19 protein-coding genes are annotated in these 21168 nt (G+C 51.0%); 14 read left to right on the top strand and 5 right to left on the bottom strand.

The window, feature by feature from the left end; all coding sequences use genetic code 11:
• Positions 1 to 81 precede the first annotated feature (81 nt).
• The 4 genes from EPA93_RS46195 (at position 82) to EPA93_RS46180 (ending at position 4294) form a co-directional block, all read left to right on the top strand.
• On the top strand, positions 82 to 879 hold the full coding sequence (locus EPA93_RS46195) for a GntR family transcriptional regulator (protein ID WP_129894033.1): 798 nt from the start codon (positions 82 to 84) through the stop codon (positions 877 to 879).
• 229 nt (positions 880 to 1108) lie between these two features.
• On the top strand, positions 1109 to 2443 hold the full coding sequence (locus EPA93_RS46190) for an ABC transporter substrate-binding protein (RefSeq protein WP_129894032.1): 1335 nt from the start codon (positions 1109 to 1111) through the stop codon (positions 2441 to 2443).
• 27 nt (positions 2444 to 2470) lie between these two features.
• Complete coding sequence (locus tag EPA93_RS46185; protein ID WP_242527551.1) at positions 2471 to 3379, top strand: carbohydrate ABC transporter permease; 909 nt, start codon at positions 2471 to 2473, stop codon at positions 3377 to 3379.
• An 18-nt stretch (positions 3380 to 3397) separates the two neighbouring features.
• Positions 3398 to 4294: a carbohydrate ABC transporter permease gene (locus tag EPA93_RS46180; protein ID WP_129894031.1), complete on the top strand. Its 897-nt coding sequence runs from the start codon at positions 3398 to 3400 to the stop codon at positions 4292 to 4294.
• A 105-nt stretch (positions 4295 to 4399) separates the two neighbouring features.
• Here the strand turns inward: EPA93_RS46180 and EPA93_RS46175 are convergent, their stop codons facing one another.
• Positions 4400 to 4942, bottom strand: coding sequence for a helix-turn-helix domain-containing protein (locus tag EPA93_RS46175; RefSeq protein WP_129894030.1), 543 nt, complete (start codon positions 4940 to 4942; stop codon positions 4400 to 4402).
• A gap of 578 nt (positions 4943 to 5520) precedes the next feature.
• Here EPA93_RS46175 and EPA93_RS46170 point away from each other — a divergent pair.
• On the top strand, positions 5521 to 6405 hold the full coding sequence (locus tag EPA93_RS46170) for a class I SAM-dependent methyltransferase (protein WP_129894029.1): 885 nt from the start codon (positions 5521 to 5523) through the stop codon (positions 6403 to 6405).
• 67 nt (positions 6406 to 6472) lie between these two features.
• Positions 6473 to 6841 (top strand): hypothetical protein, encoded by a 369-nt coding sequence (locus tag EPA93_RS46165; RefSeq protein ID WP_129894028.1) that lies wholly within the window; start codon positions 6473 to 6475, stop codon positions 6839 to 6841.
• A 189-nt stretch (positions 6842 to 7030) separates the two neighbouring features.
• Here EPA93_RS46165 and EPA93_RS46160 read toward each other — a convergent pair whose 3' ends face one another.
• Together EPA93_RS46160 and EPA93_RS46155 are read right to left on the bottom strand one after the other, a co-directional pair.
• Complete coding sequence (locus EPA93_RS46160) at positions 7031 to 8041, bottom strand: methyl-accepting chemotaxis protein (protein ID WP_129894027.1); 1011 nt, start codon at positions 8039 to 8041, stop codon at positions 7031 to 7033.
• A 194-nt stretch (positions 8042 to 8235) separates the two neighbouring features.
• The gene (locus EPA93_RS46155; RefSeq protein ID WP_129894026.1) at positions 8236 to 8745 is read right to left on the bottom strand and encodes a hypothetical protein; all 510 of its coding nucleotides are present in this window, start codon (positions 8743 to 8745) and stop codon (positions 8236 to 8238) included.
• Between the two features lie 794 nt (positions 8746 to 9539).
• On the opposite strand from EPA93_RS46155, the gene EPA93_RS46150 reads away from it, so the two are divergent.
• The 4 genes from EPA93_RS46150 to EPA93_RS46135 all read left to right on the top strand — a co-directional run bounded on the left by EPA93_RS46150 (position 9540) and on the right by EPA93_RS46135 (position 13362).
• Positions 9540 to 10478, top strand: a complete 939-nt coding sequence (locus EPA93_RS46150; RefSeq protein ID WP_129894025.1) for a DUF6282 family protein — start codon at positions 9540 to 9542, stop codon at positions 10476 to 10478.
• A gap of 123 nt (positions 10479 to 10601) precedes the next feature.
• Positions 10602 to 11384 carry an ABC transporter ATP-binding protein gene (locus EPA93_RS46145; protein ID WP_129894024.1) on the top strand — a complete coding sequence of 261 codons (783 nt, stop codon included), beginning with the start codon at positions 10602 to 10604 and terminating at the stop codon, positions 11382 to 11384.
• The gene (locus EPA93_RS46140; RefSeq protein WP_165423848.1) at positions 11381 to 12256 is read left to right on the top strand and encodes an ABC transporter permease; all 876 of its coding nucleotides are present in this window, start codon (positions 11381 to 11383) and stop codon (positions 12254 to 12256) included. The genes EPA93_RS46145 and EPA93_RS46140 overlap by 4 nt, the downstream gene beginning before the upstream one ends.
• A 47-nt stretch (positions 12257 to 12303) precedes the next feature.
• Positions 12304 to 13362 carry an ABC transporter substrate-binding protein gene (locus tag EPA93_RS46135; protein WP_207229378.1) on the top strand — a complete coding sequence of 353 codons (1059 nt, stop codon included), beginning with the start codon at positions 12304 to 12306 and terminating at the stop codon, positions 13360 to 13362.
• A gap of 606 nt (positions 13363 to 13968) precedes the next feature.
• Here EPA93_RS46135 and EPA93_RS46130 read toward each other — a convergent pair.
• Both EPA93_RS46130 and EPA93_RS46125 read right to left on the bottom strand, forming a co-directional pair.
• Positions 13969 to 14997, bottom strand: a complete 1029-nt coding sequence (locus EPA93_RS46130; RefSeq protein ID WP_165423847.1) for a LacI family DNA-binding transcriptional regulator — start codon at positions 14995 to 14997, stop codon at positions 13969 to 13971.
• Between the two features lie 134 nt (positions 14998 to 15131).
• Positions 15132 to 16328, bottom strand: coding sequence for an ISAs1 family transposase (locus EPA93_RS46125; protein ID WP_129885573.1), 1197 nt, complete (start codon positions 16326 to 16328; stop codon positions 15132 to 15134).
• Between the two features lie 329 nt (positions 16329 to 16657).
• Here EPA93_RS46125 and EPA93_RS46120 point away from each other — a divergent pair, with 329 nt between their 5' ends.
• The 4 genes from EPA93_RS46120 to EPA93_RS46105 all read left to right on the top strand — a co-directional run bounded on the left by EPA93_RS46120 (position 16658) and on the right by EPA93_RS46105 (position 21056).
• Positions 16658 to 18037, top strand: coding sequence for an ABC transporter substrate-binding protein (locus EPA93_RS46120; RefSeq protein ID WP_129894021.1), 1380 nt, complete (start codon positions 16658 to 16660; stop codon positions 18035 to 18037).
• Positions 18038 to 18159: 122 nt separating this feature from the next.
• Complete coding sequence (locus EPA93_RS46115) at positions 18160 to 19137, top strand: carbohydrate ABC transporter permease (protein ID WP_165423846.1); 978 nt, start codon at positions 18160 to 18162, stop codon at positions 19135 to 19137.
• Entirely contained in the window at positions 19134 to 19958 is an 825-nt protein-coding gene (locus EPA93_RS46110; protein ID WP_129894019.1) for a carbohydrate ABC transporter permease, read from the top strand. Before EPA93_RS46115 ends, EPA93_RS46110 begins: the two co-directional genes overlap by 4 nt.
• Before the next feature lie 78 nt (positions 19959 to 20036).
• Positions 20037 to 21056, top strand: a complete 1020-nt coding sequence (locus tag EPA93_RS46105; protein WP_129894018.1) for a zinc-dependent alcohol dehydrogenase family protein — start codon at positions 20037 to 20039, stop codon at positions 21054 to 21056.
• Positions 21057 to 21168: the final 112 nt, after the last annotated feature.

Genomic DNA, 21168 nt, shown 5'->3' with positions numbered 1-21168 from the left:
ATAATAATATCACATAGTTGTTATAACAAGACGATAACATATCAAAAATAGCGCTGTCAACTCTCCAAAGGAGGAACCGTCATGCACGATGGAAGTGTAGATGCTCTTGACAGAGATTCGCTACGCGAGGAAGGCGAGTTCAGGCTAACCTCACCAATGCCGAAATACTATCAGGTCAAAGAGCGCATCGCCCGCCAGATCGCGCAAGAGATCTGGATGCCTGGTATGCTCATCCCATCTGAAGCTGAGTTGGGCCAGGAATTTCAGGTCAGCCGTATTACGATCAGGCGCGCGATCAGCGATCTCATCCACGAGGGCAAGCTGTACACTATTCAGGGAAAGGGCACATTTGTTGCCAGGCCAAAGCTGCCAGAACGTTTTGTGCATCGCGCCTTTGGTATCTATGAAGACCTCAGGCGCCAGGGTGTCAGCCTCCATACACAGATAGTGCGCCAGCAACTCATACCAGCTACTCCCGAAATCGCCTCACGGCTCGGCCTCAGTGCTGGCGAGGAAGTTATGGATCTTGTCCGCGTACGCTCGGTCGAAGATGAAAAACTCCTTGTTTCCACGACCCACATTCCGCGCGCACTATGTCCGGACCTACATACCATCGATCTTTCATCCACCTCGTTATACCATGTCTTGCAAACACGGTATGGCTTGAAGATCGCGCGGGGAGTGCGCAGCCTGGAGGCGGTTGCGGCAGGCCAATGGGAGGCGCGTCAGCTTGACATTGCCCTGGGAAGCCCCTTGCTTCTGCTCGATAGCATCGCCTATCTTGCCGATGGCCGAGCCTTCGAGTACTCGCGTACTTTCCATCGTGGAGACCGCGCACGCGTCGAAGTCGAATTTACGCCGAGCCAGGACGAGTGGTAACTCTACACTAGCCCTGTCTCGCCTTTTATCTTTCACCTGACTTTTCTTCTCCATTCGCAATGCAGATGGAGGCGGGACCCGTTTGCTTTTTGCACACTGAAGTGCCTATACCGGCGACTACGCGGTTGCTAAGGAAAGCTTATCTTAAAGATAAGGAGGACATGTATTAATCTCTACTAGACATGCGTATGTATTGAGTATTATTCTGTCCACTGAAAGGAGTTAGGAATTGAGCGCCCTGAGACGTTCATCTGGATTGTATATCCTACTCATCCTGATATTTTTGTTGCCTTTTCTCCTCGCCTTCTATCGGCCCGGTGAACAAAGCAATCCTCACGAGATCACATTCTGGACTACTTACACTGATGACATAGGGATGAAAGCACAAACTGACATTATTGCTGCTTTTCAAGAAGCTAATCCAGGCATTCGCGTTAAACTGGTGCCAATGCCAGGTGGCGATGCAGATCCCTCATCAGTACTCACTGCGGTCCGTGGTGGCACCGGCCCCGATGTCTATTTTCTGCCCCGCTTCACTACACCACAGTATGCGGCAATGGGACTGCTGGAGAGCCTGCAGCCATTTATAGAGCGTGAGCACACCAATCTTGCTAACGATTTCATTCCTGCCGCCTGGAACGAAACCCAGTACAAGGATATCACCTATTCGCTACCGATAGAATCGGATGCACGCGCCCTCTATTACAATAAGAGCATGCTGCGCCAGGCCGGGATCGACCCTTCGATCCTTGATCCCTCCCATGGCCCGATCAGTATAGACACGCTCAAAACGATTGCCCTCAAAATCAATCATATGGATGCACGCGGCAACTATGACCGTGTAGGCTTTATCCCCTGGCTGGATGAGGGATGGCATACCACCTGGGCCATTGGCTATGGCGCCAAGTTTTTCGATGCCCAACGCTGTGAAGTCACTCCAACTGAGCCGGCAATGGTGAAGGCGCTTCAGCTCTTCTACAACTGGACCTCTATAATGCCGCAAGGGAAAATCGACGCCTTTACAGCCACCTATCAACCTACAAATGCGCCACCATCGCAAAATCCCTTCTACACAAACCATCTTGCGATGGTAGTTGGTGGCGACTGGATGCTTGAGCAGATAGCGAAATACGCCCCCAAACTTGATTATGGCGTCACTTATCTCCCGTCTACCTATACAGGCGAACAGCCATATACCTGGTCCGGCGGCTACTCACTGACCATTCCTACCGGCGCGAAGAATCCAGAAGGCGCCTATCGCTTTATGCGCTTTATGACCGGCCCGGAAGGACAACGCATCTATGTTAAGGAAACCGGCCATCTGCCAACCTGGAAAGCGCTCTTGAACGAGAAAGATCTTTACACCAACGCCCATCTCTTCTTTGCAAAGCTCTTACCCTATTCGCATGGTCGTGTACCGATTCCTGTCAGTGCCTTCTACTGGGACGAGCTGACCACCGCCCAAAGCAAAGCAACGCTGCATGCCGCAACGCCCCAGGAAGCCTTAGAGACAATATATAGACATTTGCAGCCAGAGATGCAGCCCTACTGTAGCAAGAGCTAATGAGAGGAGATTGAAACGTTGCAAACCGTGACACCACAGCATTTACGCACACTCAGTCGGCGAGATCGCGCGAACCTCTGCAAGGGCTTGCTCTTTATCTTGCCCTGGATTATCGGCTTTCTGGCCATGGCCGTCTACCCAACTGTCTACTCTATCTATCTCAGCTTCACCCGCTATTCGGGCTTCCAGCCTCCCGTGTGGCTAGGGCTATCAAACTATACACGCCTGCTTGGTGACGATTTATTCTGGACCTCGCTTTACAATACCTTCTTTTACGCGATTATTGGCGTCCCCATTGGCATCGTTGTAGCATTGTTGCTCGCACTGGCAATGAACCGCAACGTGTGGGAAATTCCTGTTTATCGGGCGATCCTCTATCTGCCATCGATCTTACCAATCTTCGCCCTCTCGCTTGTGGCCATCGTCCTGATCAATCCACAATTTGGCCTGGTCAGCTATCTCCTGGCCCTGGTAGGCGTGCCACAGGTTAACTATCTCAGTGATCCTATCAGCGCCAAAATGGTTATTATCGTTCTGGCCCAACTTGGCGCGGGTAATGCAGCGCTGATCTTTCTGGCTGGAATGCGCGGCGTTCCGGCGACCTTATACGAGGCTGCACAGATTGATGGCGCGGGCCCACTGCGCCGATTTTTCAGCATCACGCTACCGTTGATCTCACCTGTGCTGTTCTTCAATTTGATTACCGGCGTCAGTCAGGCGCTGCAGGTATTCACGCAGGCATACATCATAACTTCCGGTGGCCCAAATAACGGAACCTTATTCTACATGCTTTATCTTTACAACAATGCCTTCCGTTATGGGCAGCTTGGCTATGCCTCAGCTCTGGCAGTGGTTCTTTTTATCATTGGTCTGCTGATGGCCTTGATTTTACAGGCAGTCTCACGGCGCTTCGTCAGCTATGATCTGGTCAGTTAAGAAGTGGAGAAAACAAGCATGCAAACGACTATTCCGCAGACGTCAACGGAAAAAGGACAGCCGCCGGCGCTCAAAGCAGAGCATACTATGCCGCTGTCGCGTTGGATCGAACAGATAGGAGTTCGTATCTTTCTGATCGTCATCTGCATCCTCTTTTTAATTCCTGTCTTCTGGATGCTGGTAACGGCTCTGAAGACCAACCAGGAACTCACGCTCTTTCCCCCTTCTTTCTGGCCGTTCGATGTGCGCTGGGACAATTTTGTCAAAGCTTACAACTTTATCCCCTTCGGGCGCTATTTTCTCAATAGCGTCCTGGTAACGCTGGTGAGCGTGATTGGCTCTGTCGCCTCAAATCTCCTGGTTGCCTACGGCTTCTCATGCATTCGCTGGCCTGGTCGCGATCTCGTGTTCTATTTGATTATCGCGACTATTTTCATCCCGTTTCCGGTCGCCGCAATTCCACTTTTCGATCTCTTCGCAAAGCTAAAGTGGGTAGACACGCTTTTGCCGCTAACAGTTCCGGCGTTTCTAGGCAGCGCCTTTTATACCTTCCTGCTGCGTCAATTCCTGCTGCAGATTCCTTACGACATGATCGAGGCTGCGCGCATCGACGGAGCCACAGAGTTGCAAATCCTGGTTCGCGTGATCATTCCACAGGCCCGACCCGCCCTGGCAGTTATTGCCCTCTTTACCGCGATTGCTTCCTGGAACGACTTTATGGGGCCGCTCATCTATGTGCAAAACGATCTTCTGCGCACGCTTGCGATCGGATTGCAGTTCTTCCGCACCACCCATGATGTTCAGTTCAACTTGCTCATGGCCGCGTCACTGGTGGCGATCTTGCCGATCATCATTCTCTTCTTGCTCTTCCAACGCTTCTTCGTCAAAGGTGTTTCGATGGGCAGTATCCGTTAGAGAGTTAGCTTGCCCTGGGTCAAGAAATTTTCCCAGGGCAGATTGTTGCGCCCTATGAAAGAAATCTCAAGCACAGTAGATGCGCATAAATGGGTAAGTAGGGCGCTAGGTGTGCATCAAGGCTCTGCCATGTTTGTACTGGGCCGTGCTCCAATCCAGCACATCGTCCAACGCCTGGCGAAATTCTTCTAAAGTCTGCTCTCGTGTTGCCTCGTCCGGCGCTACACTCGTTTTCCAGACAAGCTGAATCTCTATGGTATTGGGAGAGCCCTCATAGCTGAAGACATAGCGCGTAACGGTCCCCGGAAAATCATACAGCCCGCTTTCTCTGATCTCTCGCAATCTTTCCGCGAGCAAATCCTGCTGAGCCGCCTCAAACTGTAGAGTGATGGAAGTCACGAAGAGTACATTATCGCGCGAAGAGATCCGCCAGGGCGGCGTTTTTCGGCGCGGTCGGCCTTCCGAATTAAACTTAAAGTTCTGGACATCCTTGATGGGAATTACCAGAACATTCGCTATCTGAAGGGCAGGCAAACGCTTTCTTTGGATATAAATATAAACCATTTTATCCGAAATACCCAACATCTTGGCAGCCTCTTTGATTGAGACATAGCCCGGCAAGCCTGAATAATCAGCATATTCATCCATGCCCGTAGTTTATTGATTTCAAACTTTACTCTAACATTTCCTCATTTTCCAGTGTTACGAATCATTTGTCATATGCTATACTCACTCTATCGGCAGGGAACGCCCAGCATTGAGCACCAGAGGCGTCATCAACCAACTACTTGTAGACCTATGGGCGTTTCCCTTTGCTGGCTTGAGATGAATTGGTTATAATCGCCCACCAGGGAAGGAAGAAGCACTACAGTGAAACAGATTGCCATTGCCGAAGCGCCCAAAATTCCCGCTCCATTCAGTAAGCAACCAGGGTCGCTATCAGCACCTACGTCAATAGTCCCCTCGTGCAGCGTCCGTAACGAGTCGCCAGGATATTCCCAGGCGCAAAGAGGTGAAGCTGATCTACTTCGCGTACATCTTGCATGAGTGTTTCGCACATTCCTCACACAGTTTAAGCAAGATATATTCAATGGCTATAAGAAATTCAATAGCCATTTACTTCAACGCGACTTAGCATTAAGTCAAGACGACATGTAGACAGCACCTTACAGCTTAGAACAAAATAATTAGGGAGAGATGATACAGTAGGAGGGAGAGAAAACCACATGCACCTATTCAGTTTCTTTCAACGGAAGCCACAGCCTTTACCTTTCTGGGAGCCAACGCCCACTACCAGCCGAATGCTAGGGAACCGGCGCTTTAGAACCGATCTTCCCTACATCTTGCCCAAGGATGATGTAGAAAACAGCCGCTTGAATTATCAGCACTATGCCTTCAAAATTCTGCTCAAAAGCAATCATTTAGCTCCCATTCGAGTCTCGCACGGCGATATTCTGGATGTCGGCTGTGGCACAGCCATCTGGATGCTCGAAATGGCGCGGGAATTTCCCCAGGCCCGGCTTGTCGGCCTGGATACCGAATTTGCCCTGCCCCACGGACCGGTTGCCTCCAACTGCCGCTTTATTCAAGGAGACATTTTTCGGGGGCTCCCCTTCAAAGAAGAAAGCTTCGACTATACGCATCAGCGCCTCATGGTACTGGCCGTGCCGCGACAACGCTGGCCCTTTGTTCTCAGCGAGCTGGTCCGCGTAACACGCCGCGACGGCTGGATCGAACTCGTCGAAGCAGGAGACAACTTTAGCAATAGCGGTCCCCTGATGCGCAACGTCCTCACCTGGATTCGCAATATCCTCCGCCCACGCGGTATTGACGCATCAGCCATCGGTCAGATTGGCACCTGGCTGCAGGGAGCAGGGGCGCGCAATGTGCAATGCTACTCCGTTCGCTGCCCACTTGGCAAACAGGGCGGACATGCAGGAAATTTGCTAAGTAAAGATATTCTTGCTTGCATCGCCGCTCTGCGCCCCCACTTTATCAACCAGCTCGGCCTCTATCCCAACGTCGTAGATAAAACGTTAGCCGGCCTCCTCTACGAATGGGAAAATTATCAGACGGCCGAAGAACTCTTTCTCGCTTACGGTCAGAAATAAGCTGACTGGAGAGAAAACAGACAACTTATCTGAGGTGAGAAGCAGCATAGAGAAAGGATGGAAAGGTATGCAGGAGAGAGCTGCAGTCATCGCTTTTGAGGATCGGCTCGTCATCGTCCATGTTCTTCGGCTCTATAAACTGGGAGTACTGACACATGATCTACCAACCACAAACATAGATTACACGCTTGCGCTGATAGAAAGCGCCCTCTTGAGTATTCAAAAGCCAGATACTGTTTCTACAAGCTTGACTGACGACGAGGTACGTATTGTGGACATCGCCTTTACTGCTCTCCTCGTGTCTATCAGAGTGGCAATCCCGCCATCGCAAGAGCGTGATGAAATGCTTGCCGGTTACGAACAGATCAGGAGCAAGATAAGGAACGCTTTTCCAATAACCCCAACTGATAAGCAGGAAGAAGAGAAAAAAGAATAACATTTCCCTGCTAGCCTTTGAAAAGAGGGGAATAGTAATTCTCACTATTACACAGCTAGAGGGAAATGCAAACCATTTTGACCACTCCGCCCAGGAGGACACCCCAGCCAGGCGAGTGCATTCTTACCTGGCTTTATTTTGCTTTGGGCTTATGATGATGCTCTACAACCAGGGTTTCAACACAACCCATCAGAAAGGTTTATCGCCAAGTCTTCTGGCCAAACGCCTGTTCTCTTCGCGCGTCTGTTGGAGTTCCAATTTCACATACTCTAATTCGGCTGCATACTGACGCAAACGTTGCACGCGCGCCAGCAAGTTATTGAGCGAACCAGAAATAGGCCAGAGCACATTATCGCTCGTCAGAGGAACGCGCGCGTTGAAATCTCCATTTGCCACGCGTGTGTGAGTCTCTACAATTTTCTGGATGCTTACCTCTAGCTTCTGCTGCTGCTGTGCTGTTGCCTCAGCCTGCAAAGCCAGATCATGTTCGAGTTTGGCAATCTCCTCGGCGCGATCTGCCCTTCTGAGCGCCTGTGCAGTACTGTGTACCCAGAGATAAGCCACGATAGATACAATGATCTGTACGAGAATGATCGGCGTAATGATGCCCGGAAAGTCGATGGTGAGGATTGCACTCAATTCGCCAGTTTGCGGGAAATAAAGCAAAACGAGGAAAGTGAAGATAAGGTTGATCAAGCCAACGATAAATACCCACCATTCGGGCAGAAAAGAAACTGCGCATACCAAAGGCAGTACCAGCAAACCAAATAGCGGCAATCCCAGCATATTCACGCCGCCTGGCGTCGTGACGATATTGGCTACTGGAAATGCTGTAAACGTTGCGACAATGATACAGCCAGCAGTATTAATCTTGCCCAGACGATTGAGGACAGTCGCCACAGTTAAGGTAAGCAGTCCTGCGATAATAATGAGCACAAGCAGAGAATTGGTGCTCGTGATACTGGCTGGAATGGAAATGATGAGCAGCACATAGAGCGCCGGAATGATCTGACTGCCTGTCCGCCCGCGCCTAAAAAGTTCCTTCTCTTTGAACGGGGCCAGATTCCCTGGAATTGGAGGGGAGGCAAGGCGATACCACCAGCGGAATGCCTTGGACTCTCGTTGTTGAACCGTCAGATAAGAGGGGGCTTTTGCATCTCCTCTTGAATTATCTACAGAATGGGTGAAAAGATCCTTCATTACCACATCCTTTTCAACAAATTAATAATTAGAGAATGCTCATAACTTTATATATGTCCATATATCAATGAACATATTCTGCCCATAAGCTTCTTTCATCAGTCAGGGTAATAACTACCAAAGAGTAGGTCCTGCTTCTAGCTTGGGAAGCGCCAAGAGCAAATGACTTCACCTTACAGGAAAATCTCCTATAGCTACGGTCCCATAGCGATAACACCGATCGATTGCAGATCGTACAAAGCTCGCTCTACCTGAAACGGAGGGACTGAAAGGATCTCCGCGAGCTTCACGATGCTCCTTGTTCCATCGGCAAGCACAAATATTCCTCGGTGGAGGCGGGGCCAGGAGCGCATCTGCACTTGTTCTATCTGTACGGTACGCCTCGGGAAGAAGGTAATTTCCCCTTGTTGAATAGGAGCAGGAGCTGATTGCGCAGCTGGTAGCACTGCAGTTGTCTCAGGTACAAAAGTCCAGAGAAGCGGGCCGAGCTGAGAAATCTTTTTGATCATCTTTTTATCTGGAAGACGCCATCCACTCTTACTGGCAATAGTACATGTGACGATAGTTCCTACCCTAAGTTTAATCTCTATGCGGCAAGCTTCTTGCAAGCCTACGGTTCCTGCTGGCAACTCGGCGTACAGGAGTCCCGTCTTTTGGTGTTCTTGCATCACTTGCAGCATCGTTTCAAAATCGAGTGTGTACATGCATCTACAGTTTCATGGGTCTTTCGGCATTCCTCCCACAGATGAATCTGTGGGTATCCTGCTGCTTCTCCTTTCGATTAAACAGGCCGATGCCTTTTGAATGAGTGTAAGCTGTCTTAAGACTAGTCAATGAAGGCTTTCACAAGCCTCCGCCGATCTCGGCGAGGGGTCATTGACCCTATCCTCCACAGGTACGAAAATGCAGGAAATACCAGGCAATTGAAAAAAATGACGAAAAAAGTAGATAATCGAGTACTTCCTTTCATTGGAAGTCTCAGGAATAAATCCGTCTAATTAGATATATAGATAAATCTTTGATACTACCAATGAAGCTACCTTTTCTGATAACACAACGCTACTATACACGTACCTTGCTCAGTAAGTCAAGCAGCTGTAACTTCTCCGGTAAAATGTTGCTAGAAGTGAAGAGGAGGATGATAGTAAGTACGCTTACCTCACGAGAGAAAGAAGTGCTAAACATATCAACTGTACTTGACGCTGTAATCATCCTATGCTAACATTCGTGTGTTCTTTGCATTTAGCGCAAATTTTCGCTTTGAGGTAGGTGAATTTGCGCACTATATCATCACAGGATATATTGACACATATCTATATGAAGGACTATTGCAGATTAATTTGTACATAATCGCACTCTATAACTGGCGGAGCTAAACGCTACTGATGATTATATCTGACTATTTTTCCGCTTTCTGCCTCGGAGTCCCCGGAATAATTATTCTGGTTCGAAGCAGATAAAGCACGCCTAAATGTAGAGTGCCCTGGGAGAAAAAGCTATGCCTTCTAAAGACCAAGTATCACAACCCTCGACACGCGCACGCCAACTTGTGCACGGAGCCTACGACTTACATGTACATACAGGGCCGGATATCATGAAGCGTTCTATCACAGATATCGAGCTAGCCAAACGCTGTGCCCAATGGGGTCAGGCCGGTTTTGTCATCAAATCACATTACACGCCTACAGCAGAACGCGCGGCTCTGGTGCGCACCTTGTTGCCAGATATCCATGTAATGGGCGCAATCGCCCTCAACCAAGCAATCGGCGGCATGAACGCACTGGCCGTCGAGATCGCGGCCCGGGAAGGGGCACGCTTCGTCTGGATGCCAACCGTCGACGCAGTAAATGAAACGGCGGGACGCATTCCCCCGGCACCTGACGCTAAACTGCCATTCTGGGCCCGCTTTCAGCACGAGCTGCGGACCCAAGGAATACAGAGCGAGCCTGTGCGGGTAGTTGACGAGGCTAATCAAGTCCTTGCTGAGACGCGTGCTGTGTTGCAGGCAATTGCCAGGCACAATCTTGTGCTTGCTACGGGCCATCTCGGCCGCGATGAGATATTTGCTGTTGTAGATGCCGCCCTGGAGGAAGGCATACGTTTTATCGTTATCACCCATCCAGAGTTCCCTTCTCAGAATCTCTCGCAGGAAGATCAGATCGCGCTTGCGCAACGCGGCGCTTTTCTCGAACGATGCTTCGTTACTGCTCATACTGGCAAAGTCTCCTGGGAAAAAATGTTCCACAATATTCGTGCCGCCGGCTACGAGCATTCCTTTCTCTCAACAGATCTCGGCCAACCAGCGAACCCTCCTGTTGAAGATGGCCTGGCGCTGATGGTTGATCGCATGCTAGAAGCAGGGTTTAGCGAAGAAGAACTCCATACGATGGTTGTCAGAAATACAGTGCACCTTGCAACAGGGAAAGTTGTCTCCTAAATTAGCAGCAGGTGCTATGACAACGTTATTCATAACTCAAGAAGACCTTGGCGCCTTGATCACGGATGAGATAGCCAGCAAAGCTCTGTTGCTTGTGCAGGATGCATGAAAGGAGAACAAGGGATGGGCGCAATTATACGCACGGAACAATTATACAAGTCATTCGGGCGCGATAATCAGGAAATCGTCGTCCTGGCCGGGGTCAATCTGGAGGTTGAGGAGGGAAGTTTTACGGTAATCGTGGGGCCTAGCGGATGCGGCAAGTCGACGTTATTAAATATTGTTGCCGGCCTGGCAGCCCCAACCTCGGGCTGCGTTTATTATAGGGAAACTCCTTTGCTCAGCCCGCGCCTCGAAATAGGTTATCTGACGCAGAAGGATACGCTCATGCCCTGGAGAAACATCGAGAGCAATATAGCAATGCCACTTGAGATCCGTGGCCTGGGCAAAGTGGAGCGCAGGGAAAGGACCAATGAGCTCATTCAACTGGTTGGGCTCAAAGGATTTGAGAAGCACTATCCGCACGAACTCTCAGGCGGCATGCTCCGCCGTGCTGGTCTGGCGCGTATGCTCAGCGCTACGCCCGAGACCCTACTCATGGATGAGCCATTTGGAGCGCTTGACGCTCAGCTACGCCTGGAGCTACAAGGTGAACTGCTCAATCTATGGACAGGATCAGGCAAGAGTGTTCTCTTCATTACGCATGATATCGAGGAAGCCCTTCTTCTGGGTGACCGCGTAGTAGTGTTTGGCTCCGAGGGTAGTATCGTCTATGACGAAGCTATCTTCTTTCCTCGTCCACGCGATGCTGCTACGCTTCGTTTTCAGACAGAGTTTGCTACGGCCCATCAGCGTATATGGAACGCCCTGGTAAGCGCACGTATGCAGCAGGAGGCAAAGAGATGAAAACCATATTACCTCAGCAAACTTCGCAGCAAAGGGCGACGACAAGGGCAAAGATCTCTTCTGCCAACGTTCAAACCAGACAGCTTCAGAGGAGGCGGGTGCTCATCATTGGCGCCGGTCGTATCGTCTTTCTGCTCTGCCTCATCACGCTCTGGCAGATACTCTCCGGTAGGTTTATCAATCCATTATTTATTAGTAGCCCGCTGGCTGTGGTTGAGCAATTGCAACTATGGCTCAATGATGGCTCACTCTGGTCCAACACAGCAATTACCTTGCAAGAGACCTTGCTGGGCCTGGTATATGGGGCACTCAGTGGCGTGCTGGCGGGTATTCTGCTTGGGATACAGCCATTAGTTACAGAGATTCTTGATCCTTTTGTGATCGCGCTCTACAGTATCCCGAAAGTGGCACTCGCGCCCTTATGTATTTTATGGTTCGGGATCGGCCTGGAAATGAAGGTGGTCCTTGCCGCTGTAACTGTCTTCTTTCTCGTCTTTTTCAACACGCTTACCGGCATTCGCAATGTTGACCGAAATCTTATTGATGCGGTCCTCCTTATGGGAGGGAAGCATTGGGATATTGTACTCAAAGTGATGATCCCTTCGGCCGCTGGCTATATCCTGACAGGATTACGGATTGCTATTCCTTACTCCCTGATCGGAGCTGTCGTGGCCGAACTTGTCTCTTCCAACAGTGGTTTGGGATATTTGATCAACGATGCGTCAAGCAAGTTCGATACAGCTGGCGTGTTTGTAGCTTTGCTCGTATTGACCATCATTGCTAGTGCACTAAATGCATTTGTCAATCTCATTGATCATAAGACCTCACGCTGGAAGGCAGGGATGACTTTGGGAAAGAAGATCATTCCCTAATCAACACGAAATGATATATGAGGAAGTCTTCGGAAAGAGAGAAATCTATGCCTATTTCTAGACGGCAATCCTTGTCGTTTATTGCAAGTTTGCCGCTGGTTGCCATGGGTATTTCTAGTTGTGATAATCCTGGTTCTCCGGCGAAACCCACAAATACTATGAGTTTGAAAGTGGGGCAAATCAGTACCTCGGTCGCCTACTTCCCTTTCTATGTTGCTGACCAGCAAGGGTTCTTCAAAAAGGAGGGGCTAACCATAGGGCCACGTCCCTTATTGGGCACGGGCGCCAAGGTGGCAGCGGCTGTCGAGTCGGGGAGCATCGATATTGGCGGTGGCGTCATTACCGATGCCTTCGATATGGCCATAGTCGATTCTACGGCCAGGGTTATCGGCTCGCTGGTCAATGGCTATTATGTTGATGTGATCGCCAGCAACAGTTTTCTTCAGCAGAAGCGGCTTACAATGTCAAGTTCACTCGCCGATAAGGTCCATGCATTACAGGACCGCAAGATTGGCATCACGGGTCCGGGTAGCGGAACTGAGGCGCTGCTGATCTACTTATTCAGGCAGCAAGGTCTTGACGCGAAACGCGATGCCACGCTGGTGAATCTCGGTTCTAACAATCTATCGGCGATTGCTGCCATGAAGGCTGGTCACGTAGATGCGCTTTCCTTCTTCTCACCGGTAGGCCAGCAAGCTGAGGCGGAAGGCATCGGTACCATTCTGATCAGCCCGATTCGAGGAGATGTGCCAGCCCTCGCTAACGACGTCCACGGAGCCTTTTATACCAAACAAAGCGTCATCGATAATAAAAAGCAAGCGGTGCAGGCCTTCATTCGCGCAATTGCCCAGGCCGAATCCTACATCCATGAGCAGCAAGACAAAGCACTCGTGCTTATGCAAAAGTATCTCAAGCTGAATCAGGCAACCACCAAAGCAGTGTTTACGGCTATAGGGCCGGTCTTTGCCCAATCTCCTCAGATTGATCAACGTGCCTACGAAGTTGCTGCACAATTCCATGTCCAGGCCGGGCTTATCAGCGCAGCCATCTCATATGATAACATAGTGGCAGCCAGTACGATTAAAAGCTCGTTAGCTGGCTTGTAGATCTTACCATGATTGACCAGATCACAATAGCGCCAGGGAATTCCAACACGCGCCGCATACCTTGCTGACTCAGCCTGAAATATATCCTACCCATCACTCAGGACGCTGGCGTACGATGCGCTCTCTGGCCGGTCCTGCTCCACATCGGTGGCCTTCTCAATGCTGAAGCTGAAAAGCCTCTTCTTGGGAAGCTGGGTTCTTGTGGCGAAGAAAAGGTTGTCAATGCCCCTGGTAACAGCTTCTCTAAGATGGTGCTAAGAGAAGCTGTTTTTTCTAACTGACCATATCACTCGGCCTATCTCTCCAATTATCCAAGAGCCGGGCAGCAAGGAATCTTTCCAAGCAGGAGCAGGGGAACCAACAAAGAGCACTGAGAAGCTTCTCCGGGACTTGCTGGAACAGGTGAAAGCGAACCACGGAAACAGCATCGCTTCTCGACAGAGACCACCAATCTGTTCTCTGGCCTTGAGGCAAGCGAAAGTTAGGCTCGTCGTAACTTGTATCAGCATGACTACTGGCACCCTGCATGCTTCTCAGTTTAACGTTGGAGAAAAACCACAGCAGAGGAAAGACCCACCTGGGAAGAACATTATACGCAAGGAAGAACTACTCCTTGATCGGTAATTGAGATCCGCACGTTTCGCGCACAATCAGATGTGTTTGCAAGCGGATTTCGCGAGGGTTTTTTTTTCGATTTAAGAGCCGCTCAAAAAGCAGATGGGCCGCTTGTTGACCAATCTCATAAGTTGGTTGATCGACAACTGTCAGGTGCGGTCGCATGACTGGGGCCCAGGTAAAATCGTCAAAACAAGCAATGGCAAGATCTTCTGGACAACGTAAACCCAGCCTGGCAACAGCCTGCAGGGCGCCAATGGTCATAGTTCCGTCCATCAGAAAGAGGGCGGTTGGCCGATCTTGGAGGGTAAGAAGTTGCATGGCCCCTTGCTCTCCTCCATCGATGCGCGCATAAGTCATCGCAATCAAGGCAGGATCAATCGGTATTCCATGCTTCTCAAGCGCCTCGGTATAGCCCGCCAGGCGTTCCTCGGTCGGGGCAATTCCACGCAGACCCGTCACCAGGCCAATGCGCCGATGTCCCAGTGCGATGAAATGTTCAATTGCACTCCTGGTTCCTTCCCTATTCTCAACCATAACTGTATCAATCCCCAGATCAAACAGCGAACGGTCAACGCTCACAAGGGCAAGATCTCGTAGCGGTAGCTCTTGTAAATACTCACGGCTGCGAGCCGTAACGGCAATGATCAGGCCATCAGCCTGTTTGCTCTCAAGCAGGTGCAGATACTTTTTCTCCTTCTCGGGATCTTCATCGGTGTTTCCGAGAATTAGCGAATAATTATGTGCATTGGCCACATCCTCGACGCCACGCGCAATATTTGTGAAGAATGGATTGGTAATATCAGGAACAATCAGTCCAATACTATAGCTGATCTGGGTCTTGAGGCCCCGAGCAAAGCTGTTGCGTTTATACCCCAGAGTAGCAATGCTTTCGCGCACCCGCTGCGCCAGTTCTGGGCTCACATATTTATTGCCATTCATTACCGCTGACACCGTTGCAACAGATACGGAGGCGTGGCTCGCTACGTCTTTGATGGTTACTGAATGGTCAGCAGACATCACCATAGAGTTTCCTCTTCCTTTCCTGGCTCTCCAAGGCACTCTTTTGCTGAAAAAGAGCGAAACATTACGCTGAAACTACCATACAGACCTCGTTCTGTCAAACATCTCCGCTGCTCCCCCGCCAGGGCTTTTTAATTTTCCCCCAAGGCCTTGAGCAAGAGCTGAAGAGCTTGGAGTGGATGAGCATCGAAGCAGCGCATCTGTTGCCTGACATTGGTGACACCGCAAAAATCGAAGAGAGCCAGCAGAAAGGAGTGAAGAACGGCCAATGTGTGAGGAGCACATCCTTTGCGGATCTGGCACGCATCCTCTTGCAAGGTGACATCGCGACGCCAATGGAGCCGATTCTCAATGCGCCAGTGGTCGCGGATCAACTGAAGCAGGCGCAAGGGGGTTGCCTGTTGAGGTGTCAGGCTCGTGATGCCATAGACATATTCTTGGGTACAGCGCAAAGGATATTCGACTCGCCGACGGAGACAAAAGACCTGTCCAACTTCGTGCCAATCGCGGGCCAGGAAATCATTGAGTTCCGTGGAGGCTTGAATGAACCGGCACGTGAGCCGCCCGTGCCCTTTGTCAGTCTGCACCTGAGTTCGCCAATCCAGACAATCAAGGGGAGGTTCGCCAAAGAAGAGACGGAGATCCTCGGCAAGCGTGGGTTGGTTTTGCTTCACGAAGAACAGATACTCTCCACCAGAAGCGATGATCTGCTGACAGATCGATTTTTGGGTGTAAAGAGCATCCGCGCTAAGAATACGTCCTTGCAGGAAGAGCGGCGTGAGAAAGGCTGAAACGTGGGTCAGTTCTCCTTCTTTTTCAGCAACGATGTGTTCTTTGATCACAATGCCGGTCTGGGCCTCATAACAGGCGACATGATGCATTTTCTGTTGATCTTTCGCCAGATGGTGTTGGGTTCCCCGAAGAGTCTTGCCGTCGAGGATGATATGCTCTTGTTCTCTCGCAACCCGCTTTTGCGCACGTACACGGATCAGGAGATCCATGAGCTTCTGATTTACCTGAGCTGGGTCGACAGCCCGCAAGACATTGCTATAGGTGGCGACACAGGGAAAGGTGGCGCGGGTATCTGGCAGGACGTCTTGCAACCAGGCACTCCGATAGCGCACCCAGTCGGAAACTGCTTGTAATGTCGTTTCTCCTGCCATTTTCGCGAGGATAATCAGCGTCAACACGAGCGCCAAACTGTAGCGCTTTCCTTTGTTTTTGCGTCGATCTTCGAGCTGTTGCATCGCTTGATACACTGAGAGGGCTTCGCTCTCTTTGTTCCAACCTGCCAATTCACTTGCTTGGGCCATCATGGTATAGTTCATTTGGGATGAGACCTCGTTTCGTGACGTTTTGATGTACTATCACTTTACCAGGTTCTCATCCTTTTTTGGGCTGAAGTGAAGGCTTTCTCACGAACATTAAATAGCCCTGCTCCCCCGCTTGCACCCTTGACAGAACGAAAATAGGTATGCTATAGTCAGAAAAACGATTAGCTAATCGTTTTTCTGGATCATATCACTTTTTGAAGAAAGGTAGAAAGGAGGAATTGTTCAGGGATCTTCTATGGTTTACCCTCTATCTATCTCATGTTGAGCTAGTTACCAGACATAGACACGTCTGGATGATCAGAGGCTTCATGGAGGAAATTGCAATGAAGTTTACCACACGAGCCATCGCTATGCTCACTGGTCTGATCCTACTGTTTTCAGGGCTGATTGCGTGTTCCCCAGGTAGTACAACCTCGTCATCAAGCGGCACGACACTCACCGTGGGTACTGTGAATAATTCGCAGATGGTGCAGATGGAAAAATTAACCACGCAGGTCTTCGAAAAAGAGAATCCCACGATCAAGGTCAACTTCGTCACCCTGCCGGAGAACGATCTTCGCACCAAGGTCACCCAGGATGTCGCCACCAACGCAGGGAAGTTTGATATCGCGACAATTGGCAGCTACGATACCCCTATCTGGGCCCATAATGGCTGGCTGCAGGATCTCGCCCCCTATTTTGACAAGATGTCCGCCCAGGACAAGAGCAGCTACAACTATAACGATTTGCTCAAACCCATCATGGCCTCGCTTTCCTATAAAAATGATCCGTACTCCCTGCCCTTCTATGGCGAGAGCAGCATGTTGATGTATAACAAGCAACTGTTTGCTCAGCACCATTTGAGCATGCCCGAGCATCCTACCTGGGACCAGATTGCGCAATTCGCGAAAACTATCAATGACCCGGCGAACGGGATCGCCGGCATTGTATTGCGCGGTCAATCGGGCTGGGGGATGAATATGGCTCCGCTGGATACAATGATTAATACCTACGGAAGCAGCTGGTTCGATATGAACTGGAAACCACAGCTGTCTACTCCCGCGGTTGAACAGGCGGTCACTGACTACGTGACATTGGTGCAAAAGTACGGGGAGCCCGACGCCTCTACCGCTGGATGGCAGGAATGCTTGAATTTGATGACCCAGGGCAAGGCCGGGATGTTCTACGATGCTACCTCGTTTGGCGGCTCGCTGGAAACCCCTGCTACCTCCAAGATCGCCGGCAACGTCGGCTATGTTTATGCGCCGACGAAAGTCACCACAAATGGAAGCCGCTGGCTGTGGGCCTGGTCGCTAGGCCTGGTCAATAGCAGCCATAACAAGGATGCCGCCTTCAAGTTCATCACCTGGGCCACGAGCGCGCAATATCTGACCCTGGCCGGCAAGACTTTTGGCTGGGCCAATGTTCCCCCGGGAACACGCGCCTCCATCTATCAGAATCCCGACTATCAAAAAGCCTCCCCTTTCGCCAAGATCGCCCTTGATTCAATTAACTCCGCGACCCCCACTACGCCGACACTCAATCCGGTGCCCTATCATGGGGTGCAATACGTGGGCATACCGCAATTTGAATCGGTCGGACAGCAGATCAGTGAGTATATTTCGGCAGTAATCGCCGGAAAGATGACAGTGAAGCAGGCTCTCCAGAAAGGCGATCAGTTCCTGGCTTCCCAGGTCAACAAGGATAATACTGCTGGCTATTAGCCCGGTTCATCGTGCTATCTCTGTCGCGGGAGAGGTGGCCCGTGCCGCTTTTGCGGATCACCTCTCGTAAAAAACTTCTTCCACGGCTTGAAGAGATGCTGAGCACAAGAAAGGTAGTTGCTATGAGTCAGACAGACACGGCTCTCAGAGAAGGAGGCCAGGCGTTCAAGGTCCCACCCTCCCGCTGGCGGAACAGGGGATCTCCACTTGCAGCCCAGCCAGCGCGTACGTCCTCCTGGCTGCATACGCCTGCCATCGTATTTATGGTTGTCGTGACCCAGATCCCCTTTGCCCTGGCGATCTGGTTTAGCCTGCATTCCTGGAAACTTATCGAGCCCGCACTGGGCTTTCCATTTGTTGGATTGGATAATTATGTCAATACGTTTCTTCACGACGCGAACTTCTGGCCGATTATGGGGCAAACACTGGAGCTCGTCTTTGGGGCCATGGCCATAGCCCTGCTTGGTGGAACCGTTCTGGCCCTATTATTGAATCGTCAGGTCAAGGGAAAAAATCTCTTGCGGGCGCTGGCCATGATTCCATTCCTGGTCACCCCCTCAGTGATGGCGCTGGTCTGGAAAAACCTGTTGTTAAGTCCGAGCTTTGGGGTGGTGGACTGGCTCTTGCGCACGCTCCATCTGCCTGCAGTTCCCTGGTTTTCATCTTTCCCGCTGGGAAGTGTGACCTTGATAGTATCCTGGGAATGGACGCCTTTTGTCATGTTGGTTCTCCTTGCCGGCCTGCAGGCTATACCGGATGAAGTACTTGAAGCGGCAAGAGTCGATGGTACATCCGCCTGGGAGATGTTCTGGCTTATCATCTTCCCCATGCTCCGGCGCGCCTATGAAATAGCCATTCTATTTGGTACCATCTTTATCTTTCAGACCTTCGGTGAGATCTATCTCACTACTGGTGGTGGACCTGGCGTGGAAACAAACACGCTGCCTTTCTACACCTACCTGAAAGCCTTCAATTCCTGGCAGATCGGACAGGCTGCGACGCTTGGCGTGATTGGCGTGGCAATTGCTATCCTGGCGGCCAGGCTCATGCTGCGCTTTACAGCCGAGAAAATGCCGGAGCAAAGGAGCGCGTACAGATGAGAGCAACCAACAAATGGCTTAATATGCTTTTGACATTACTGACCTACCTCCTGGTGCTGGCCCTGATCTTCCCGGTTCTCTGGATGATTGTCACCGGTTTTAAGCAGGAAAGGGATGCCTATGCAGCAATCCCCAGCCTGATCTTCCAGCCAACTCTCGATCAATTCTCTTTGGCGTTCAATTCAGGCTTCGGCGCTTACCTGTTCAACAGTGTGGTCGCGGCGCTCGTCTCGACGGCGCTTGCAATGCTGCTGGGGATTCCTGCAGCGTATAGCATGGTCTTTCAGATGCGCCCAAAGTCGTCAAATGATCTGCTCTTCTTTGCCCTTTCGACACGCTTTATGCCGTTCGCCGCGATCCTGATTCCGCTGTTTGTAATCGTCTCGCGCCTCAATCTATTGGACAATCTCTTCACTTTGATCATCGTGTATACGGCGATGAATCTGCCGCTGATCATCTGGATGGCCCGCTCGTATTTTCTGGAATTGCCCAAAGACGTGTTGGAGAGCGCTCGTCTGGATGGGGCCAATACCTTACGTATGCTGGCTGGCATTGTGGTGCCAATGGCCGCGCCGGGACTTGTCGCCTCAGCCCTGCTGGCTGTGATTTTTGCCTGGAATGACTTCTTTTTTGCGATCACGCTGACCTATACCCAATCCCCGACCTTGCCAGTTATGGTTGCCGTGTTTTCGAGCAATCAGGATGAGTTTCTGGCCAAGGTCTCCGCGCTTGCAACATGCATCATCATTGTACCGGTGATTCTGGGTATCTATGCTCAACGTCACCTGGTGCGCGGCTTGACCGGAGGGGCCATTAAGTAACATTTCCTGTCGCTGGTATATTATTACTGCTCGGTTACATTGTTTATTGTCTTTTTATCAAGAAGGGTTTACTCATTCATGCGAGCTGCAATCATCGATACTCCAGGCTGCATTCGTGTAGGCAGCGTGCCAGACCCGAGCCCGGGCCCGGATGAGCTGCTCATTCGGGTGGGAGCTTGCGGCATTTGCGGCACCGACCTGCATATTCTGGCCGGTGACTCCCCGGTGGCCCGCTATCCGATCATACCCGGCCACGAGTTCGCTGGCGAAGTCGTCGCACTAGGCAGCAATGTTGCCCTTGACAATGACCTCAATCTTACGGTCGGAAGCAGAGTAGCTATTGAACCAAATCTGACCTGTGGCCAATGTGAGATGTGTCGCACAGGTCACGAGAATCTCTGCCTCCATTATCGCGCGATAGGGGTAACCCTCAGCGGGGCCATGGCCGAATATGTTACCGTACCCATCGCAAAGGCCTATGCCTTGCCAGACAATCTTACTTTGCGCGAAGCAGCGCTAATAGAACCGGTCTCGTGTGCAGTGCGAGGAATGCACAGCCTCAATCCCAGATCTGGCGATACCTTTCTGATCGCTGGCGCAGGCACGATGGGATTACTGCTCTTACAGCTCGCATTAAAAGGCGGAGCTTCACGGGTGGCAGTAGTCGATGTAAACACCCGGAGGCTCGCACGCGCCGAGAACCTGGGAGCCTCACGCACTTATACCAGCATTCAACAGGCGCTAGCCGATGAACCGTCAGGCTTCAATTGTGTGATCGATGCCACTGGGGTCGCCCCTGTTATCGAGCAAGCCTTCACAGCAGTCAAGCGCAGCGGAAAGCTGCTGATCTTCGGGGTTGCGGCAGACGAAGCGCGCATTTCGCTTTCGCCATTCCGAATCTACAATGAGGAGATTACGATCGTTGGTTCGATGGCCGTGCTTGCCTCGTTTCAGCCAGCACTCGATCTGATCTGCGGCGGCGTCATCGATACCCAGAGCATGTTGACCGCGGCCCTTCCGCTCGAAGATTTTACCCGAGCGCTCGATCTGGTCAAGCGCGGCGAGGGGGTGAAAACACAGATTTTGCCAGGCTTATAGACCAGAGATTATGCCTATCAATATAAGCAAAGAGCATCAAGAAGGCCCTTTTTGAGCCCCAGATGCTCTTTCTTACTACCCATGTTAAGCAGCTTCAGCCTGACCTATGCTC

The sequence above is a fragment of the Ktedonosporobacter rubrisoli genome, from assembly GCF_004208415.1.
Classification (GTDB): domain Bacteria; phylum Chloroflexota; class Ktedonobacteria; order Ktedonobacterales; family Ktedonobacteraceae; genus Ktedonosporobacter; species Ktedonosporobacter rubrisoli.
This window is presented reverse-complemented; position numbering and strand designations above follow the sequence as displayed.

What these genes read in the sequence shown, in the direction of transcription:
- EPA93_RS46195 (WP_129894033.1), top strand. Translation starts at nt 82, where the DNA reads ATGCACGATGGAAGTGTAGATGCTCTTGACAGAGATTCGCTACGCGAG.
- EPA93_RS46180 (WP_129894031.1), top strand. Translation starts at nt 3,398, where the DNA reads ATGCAAACGACTATTCCGCAGACGTCAACGGAAAAAGGACAGCCGCCG.
- EPA93_RS46175 (WP_129894030.1), bottom strand. Translation starts at nt 4,942, where the DNA reads ATGGATGAATATGCTGATTATTCAGGCTTGCCGGGCTATGTCTCAATC.
- EPA93_RS46170 (WP_129894029.1), top strand. Translation starts at nt 5,521, where the DNA reads ATGCACCTATTCAGTTTCTTTCAACGGAAGCCACAGCCTTTACCTTTC.
- EPA93_RS46165 (WP_129894028.1), top strand. Translation starts at nt 6,473, where the DNA reads ATGCAGGAGAGAGCTGCAGTCATCGCTTTTGAGGATCGGCTCGTCATC.
- EPA93_RS46160 (WP_129894027.1), bottom strand. Translation starts at nt 8,041, where the DNA reads ATGAAGGATCTTTTCACCCATTCTGTAGATAATTCAAGAGGAGATGCA.
- EPA93_RS46155 (WP_129894026.1), bottom strand. Translation starts at nt 8,745, where the DNA reads ATGTACACACTCGATTTTGAAACGATGCTGCAAGTGATGCAAGAACAC.
- EPA93_RS46150 (WP_129894025.1), top strand. Translation starts at nt 9,540, where the DNA reads ATGCCTTCTAAAGACCAAGTATCACAACCCTCGACACGCGCACGCCAA.
- EPA93_RS46145 (WP_129894024.1), top strand. Translation starts at nt 10,602, where the DNA reads ATGGGCGCAATTATACGCACGGAACAATTATACAAGTCATTCGGGCGC.
- EPA93_RS46140 (WP_165423848.1), top strand. Translation starts at nt 11,381, where the DNA reads ATGAAAACCATATTACCTCAGCAAACTTCGCAGCAAAGGGCGACGACA.
- EPA93_RS46135 (WP_207229378.1), top strand. Translation starts at nt 12,304, where the DNA reads ATGCCTATTTCTAGACGGCAATCCTTGTCGTTTATTGCAAGTTTGCCG.
- EPA93_RS46130 (WP_165423847.1), bottom strand. Translation starts at nt 14,997, where the DNA reads ATGTCTGCTGACCATTCAGTAACCATCAAAGACGTAGCGAGCCACGCC.
- EPA93_RS46125 (WP_129885573.1), bottom strand. Translation starts at nt 16,328, where the DNA reads ATGAACTATACCATGATGGCCCAAGCAAGTGAATTGGCAGGTTGGAAC.
- EPA93_RS46120 (WP_129894021.1), top strand. Translation starts at nt 16,658, where the DNA reads ATGAAGTTTACCACACGAGCCATCGCTATGCTCACTGGTCTGATCCTA.
- EPA93_RS46115 (WP_165423846.1), top strand. Translation starts at nt 18,160, where the DNA reads ATGAGTCAGACAGACACGGCTCTCAGAGAAGGAGGCCAGGCGTTCAAG.
- EPA93_RS46110 (WP_129894019.1), top strand. Translation starts at nt 19,134, where the DNA reads ATGAGAGCAACCAACAAATGGCTTAATATGCTTTTGACATTACTGACC.
- EPA93_RS46105 (WP_129894018.1), top strand. Translation starts at nt 20,037, where the DNA reads ATGCGAGCTGCAATCATCGATACTCCAGGCTGCATTCGTGTAGGCAGC.